The sequence below is a fragment of the Asanoa sp. NPDC050611 genome (assembly GCF_040654855.1).
GTDB lineage: Bacteria > Actinomycetota > Actinomycetes > Mycobacteriales > Micromonosporaceae > Asanoa.
This window is the reverse complement of the sequence record NZ_JBFAIU010000459.1, coordinates 1-4,860: the sequence shown is the minus strand read 5'-3', so window position 1 is coordinate 4,860 and position 4,860 is coordinate 1. Positions and strand designations below refer to the sequence as shown.

The window sequence follows — 4,860 nt, the reverse complement described above, 5'->3', positions numbered from 1 at the left end:
ATGGTGTAGCGCCGCACGTGGCCGGTCGCGATGTCGACCGGGCTCATCGCGAACGGGAACGCCGGCACGATGATGATCACCGCTCCGCCGGGGCGATCGAGCTGGCCGCCGCCCGCGTGCCGATCTTGCCGCCCGCGGCCATCGCCGCCCGCCTCGACGACCAGCTCAGCCTGCTCACCGGCGGACCGCGCGACCGGCCGGCCCGGCAGCGGACGTTGCGCGACACGCTGGCGTGGAGCTACGACCTGCTGCCGCCGGACGCGCAGCGGCTGTTCGCGCGGATCGGCGCGTTCGCGGGCGGCTTCGACCTGGCCGCGGTCGAGGCGGTCGGCGCGGACGACGGGATCGACGTGCTGGGCGCGCTGGAATCCCTTGTGGACGCCGCCCTGGTCGACCGGGACGAGGACGGCGAGCCGGCCCGGTTCCGGGTGATCGACAGCGTCCGCGACTACGCCGTGGAGCGGCTCGCCGCCGAGGCCGACCCGGACGCGGTGCGGGGCCGGCACGCCGCGCACTACCTGGCCGTCGCGGCGGCCGCCGAGCCGTACCTGAACACCTCCGCCTCACCGGAGTGGCTGGCGCGGCTGAACCGGGAGCACGGCAACGTCGACGCGGCCATGGACTGGTTCCTGGACCGGCGCCGGCCCGCGGACGCGTTCCGCATCGCCTGGTCGATCTGGCCGCTCTGGTGGCGCCGCGGCTACCTCGACGAGGGCGTGCGCTACATGCGCCGGATCCTGGCGGAGCCGGACCTGCTGGCGCCGGCCGTGCGCGCCCGGGCGCTGGTCGCGGACGGCGCGATGGCGCTGGTCTCGCGGCAGCACGAGCGGGCCCGCGCCGCCTTCGAGGAGGCACAGGTGCTCGGGCACGAGGCGGGCGACAACGTCGCCGAAGCCCGCGCGCTCGGCCCGCTCGCGTCGTACGCGGCGCAGCAGGGCGACGTCGAGCGGGCCCGCGAGCTGCTCGGGCGGGCCTACGACCTGGCCGTGCGGACCGACGAGCACTGGCTCGTGAGCCTATTCCACAGCCGGTTCGGCACGGTCGCGCTGCGCACCGGTGACCTCGACAGCGCCGCCCTGCACCTCGACGAGGCCCAGCGCATCTCGGCCCGCGTCGGCGACGACCTCGGGCTGGTGGTGGCCCGCTACACGGCCGCGGTCGTGGGCGTCGCGCGGGCCGACTTCGCGGGCGCGCACGCGAGCCTGCGGGCCGGGCTGGCGTCGGCCGCGGACAGCGGCGACCTCGCCAGCGTCGGGCTCTTCCTCGCGGCGCTCGCCGACCTGGAGAGCGCGCGCGGCCGCTACGTCCGGTCCGTGCGCCTGATCGCGGCCGCGGGCACCTTCCAGACGCCGTCGAGCATGTTGTGGATGGAGGGCTACGTGCCGCCGTGGCCCTCCGCCGGGGTCGACCGGACGATCCTGCGCGATCACCTCGGCGACGACGGCTTCGACCGCGCCTGGCGCGAGGGCGAGCGGCTGGGCCTGCGCGGCGCGGTCGAGGAGGCGGGGCGGGACGACGCGCTGTCCTGACGGCAGGACGCCCCGCCGCGATCGCGGCGGGGCGCCCCGGCGCCCGAACAAGGTCAGCCGCGCCAGTGGTAGAACTCCCGGGCCACCGCGTCCTGAGGCGACTTCCACGTCCGCGGGTCGTACGGCTTGATGTAGGCCCGCAGGTCGTCGCTGATCTGCTTGAACCCGGCCAGCTTCGGCCCCTTGCGCAGCGCCTCGGTCGGGTCGTCGGCGAACTCGATGACGTGCAGGTAGAGGTCGTTCAGCGAGTACAGCGAGCGGGTGCGCACACCCAGGTCGTGCGGCAGCGAGGTGGCGTCGGAGGCCGCGAAGATCTCGGCGACCGACTGCTGCGCGTCCGGCTGGATCTTGGCGACGATCACGGTGCGGTTCATGCGGTTCCCCCTAGCGCGAAGATGCCGGCGAGGTGCGCGTCGAGCGCCGCGGAGTCGACCGGCGAGGTGCGGAACCCGACGTGCCCGTCGGGGCGGATCAGGTAGGCGCCCGTGCCGCGCAGGCCGTACGCCGCGCGGAAGCCCCCGGCGGTGTCCCGCAGCACGGGCACCTCGAGCCCGTCCGGCACGCTCGCGTCCGGGGCCGCCAGGACGTAGATGTTGACGAAGCCACGGACCTTCTCCGCCAGCTTCTCGAAGCCGGCGAAGTCCGCGGGCGCGGTGCCGCCGTCCGCATAGGCCAGCAGCGTGTGCCCGGTGCCCCGGGTCAGCTCGAACAGCCGCACCGCGTGACCGACGCCGAAGCGCCGCAGGTCGTGCGCGTCGGGCGCCCGATCGCCGGGCCGCGGCCCGCCGTCGAAGTGGTCGCCGTGCTCGCCGACGAGCGGGCTGCCGGCGTACGACAGCGTCATCTGCATCTCGAGCAGGAACTGCTCGCGCTCGTCGTCCATGTCCATCTCGTCGGTGAACGCGATCTTCACCGCGCGGTCGACGATCGCCTTGCCGGCGGGACGCCGCTCGGCCTCGTAGCTCTCCAGCAGCCCGGGGGCCGCGTCGCCGCGGACCGCCAGGGCCAGCTTCCAGCCGAGGTTCCAGGCGTCCTGGATTCCGGTGTTCATGCCCTGGCCGCCCGCCGGCGGGTGCAGGTGCGCGGCGTCGCCCGCCACGAACACGCGACCGTCCCGGTAGCGGTCGACGATGCCGTGCTTGATCCGGAAGATCGACGCCCAGCGCAGGTTGCTGGCGGTCGTGCCCTCCGGCGCGAGCTGGTCCAGCACCGCCTGGATGTCGGGCAGCGACGGCGGGTCGTACTCGGCCGAGAAGCCCGGCGGGATGGGGTTCGAGCCGATCTCCGCCTGCAGCCGCGGCGGCGCGAGCGTGGCGACCCGGTAGCGGTTGCGCCCCTTGAGCGGCACGCAGACCAGCATGCCCCGCATCTCGTCGTCCTCGACCTGGATGAAGCGCAGCAGGTGCCCCTCCGGCATCGACCAGTCGAGGTCGACGTCGCCCAGCATGAACAGCTGGGGGAACATGCCCATGCCGCCCTCGAAGGTCAGGCCGAGCTTCTGCCGCACGGTGCTGTGCGCGCCGTCGGCGCCGACCAGGTACTGCGCCCGCACGGTCTCCGCGCGGCCGTCGGCGCCAAGGAGGTACGCGGTCACGCCGTCGGCGTCCTGGGTGAACTCCTTCAGCTCGACGCCGCGCTCGACCCGCACGCCGTGCCCCGCCAGGCATTTGGTGAGGATGGCCTCGGTCTCGTACTGGGGGAGGCCCACGTGGGCGAACGGCAGGTCGGGCAGGTCCCAGTCGACCTGGTGCGTCTGCCGTCCGTTGACGAACACGGTCTGGCCGTGCAGCCAGATGCCCGCGTCCATCGCCTCCCGGGCGACGCCGATGTGCTCCCAGATCTCCATGGTCCGGCACTGCACGCCGATCGCCTTGTCGGCGGTGCCGTTGTCGTCCGGCCGCTTCTCGACAAGCCGGCAGGCGACGCCGCGCCGGGCGAGCTCGATCGCCGCGGTCAGGCCGGCCGGGCCGGCGCCCACGACGAGCACGTCGGTCGAACTGTCCATCGCTGACCTCTCAAGGCTGGGCCGGGCAGCCGGCCTGGGTCCCACGGGCTGCCGCGGTTGCGGCTGCGGCTGGAGTTGCGGCCGCGGCGGTGCCGCCTGGATCACCACCGGGCTCTCCTCGGGCCGCGCCACGATGTGGTACGTGGCCCGCTCGAAGTTCTCGCAGATGTACTGGATGAGCGGCGCCGTCTGGTCCAGGTGGGACTGGTCGTCCGTCCAGGCGTTGAACGACGCCTCGTCCAGCCACTCCGCGAAGATGTGATACGTCCCGGTGCCCGGCTCGCGCAAAAGCTCCTCCCGGACGTGCCCGGGCGTGCCCCGCATCCGCTCGGCGACCTTGCGGTAGGCCTTCTCGTACGCGGCCTCCTCGCCCTCCGGCACAGTCACCGTGACCCGCACCCGGATCCGCGGCCCGTGGCCGACCACGGTCTGCAGCAGGGCGTACGTGTTCTTCTCGCCCGACTCGCGCAGGTCGCGCAGCGCCGCGGTGAGGTTCTCCCGGGCCGCGCTGGGCCCGAACGCGTCGAGCGCCTCCTGGTCCCGCCAGTCGCTGATGATCAGGAACGTCCGCGGGTCCTCCGCGTCCCGGATCAGCTCCTGGCGCAGGCTGCCCGGCACGCGGCTGATCTCGTCGGCGGCGACCCGCCAGGCGGCCTCGAACGCGTCCGCGCAGCCCTCCCGGGCGCGCATCCTCAGGATCGTCCGAACTGGACTGTCATCCGGCATCGCGGAGCCCTTCCTCCCGGTGTCGCCGCAACACGATCGAGCTGTTGAACCCGCCGAAGCCGCGGGCGTTGACCAGCACCACGTCGGTGTCCAACCGGCGCGGCTCGCGCACGAGGTCGAGGTCGTGACCCGGCCGGGCGAGGTTGCCGACCGCGGGGACCACGCCGTCCCGCAGGGCCAGCAGCGCGGTGGCCACGGTCAGCGCCGCGCCGCCCGAGCAGAGCCGCCCGACGAAACCCTGCGGCGCGCTGACCGGCACGGGCCGGCCGAACACCTCCCGGATCGCCTGCGCCTCGAGGGCGTCCAGCGCCGGCGTGCCGGCACCGTCGGCCAGCACGAAGCCGACCTCGTCCGGCGCGGCGCCCGCATCCGCGAGGGCCTTGCGCATCGCCCGCACGAGCTGCGCGCAGTCGGGCGCGGGCCGCTCCGGGTGGTGCGCGTCGTGCGTCGCGGCGTAGCCGGCGATCTCGCCGTAGATCTGCCGCGCGCCGCGCACCTGCGCGGTTGGTCTTGCGGCGTATCCGAAGGCGCTCGACGCCGGCTGGGGCGGCGAGGCGTTCGGCAAGGGCAAGGCCGCCATGACGATCGAGGGCAACTGGA

At 74.2% G+C, this 4,860-nt stretch carries 3 protein-coding genes and 2 pseudogenes; 1 reads left to right on the top strand and 4 read right to left on the bottom strand.

The window, feature by feature from the left end; all coding sequences use genetic code 11:
* Positions 1-101: pseudogene (locus tag AB0H87_RS38075) on the bottom strand (methyltransferase type 12); the annotation flags it as partial.
* A gap of 354 nt (positions 102-455) precedes the next feature.
* Here AB0H87_RS38075 and AB0H87_RS38070 point away from each other — a divergent pair.
* Positions 456-1,529, top strand: coding sequence for a hypothetical protein (locus tag AB0H87_RS38070; protein WP_360157443.1), 1,074 nt, complete (start codon positions 456-458; stop codon positions 1,527-1,529).
* A 53-nt stretch (positions 1,530-1,582) separates the two neighbouring features.
* On the opposite strand, the gene AB0H87_RS38065 is transcribed toward AB0H87_RS38070, so the two are convergent.
* From AB0H87_RS38065 to AB0H87_RS38055, 3 genes and pseudogenes are all read right to left on the bottom strand, one after another.
* Positions 1,583-1,903 carry a TcmI family type II polyketide cyclase gene (locus tag AB0H87_RS38065; protein WP_360157440.1) on the bottom strand — a complete coding sequence of 107 codons (321 nt, stop codon included), beginning with the start codon at positions 1,901-1,903 and terminating at the stop codon, positions 1,583-1,585.
* Positions 1,900-4,260, bottom strand: coding sequence for an FAD-dependent oxidoreductase (locus AB0H87_RS38060; RefSeq protein ID WP_360157437.1), 2,361 nt, complete (start codon positions 4,258-4,260; stop codon positions 1,900-1,902). Before AB0H87_RS38060 ends, AB0H87_RS38065 begins: the two co-directional genes overlap by 4 nt.
* Positions 4,250-4,860, bottom strand: a pseudogene (locus tag AB0H87_RS38055) (hypothetical protein); the annotation flags it as partial. The gene AB0H87_RS38060 and the pseudogene AB0H87_RS38055, both read right to left, overlap by 11 nt.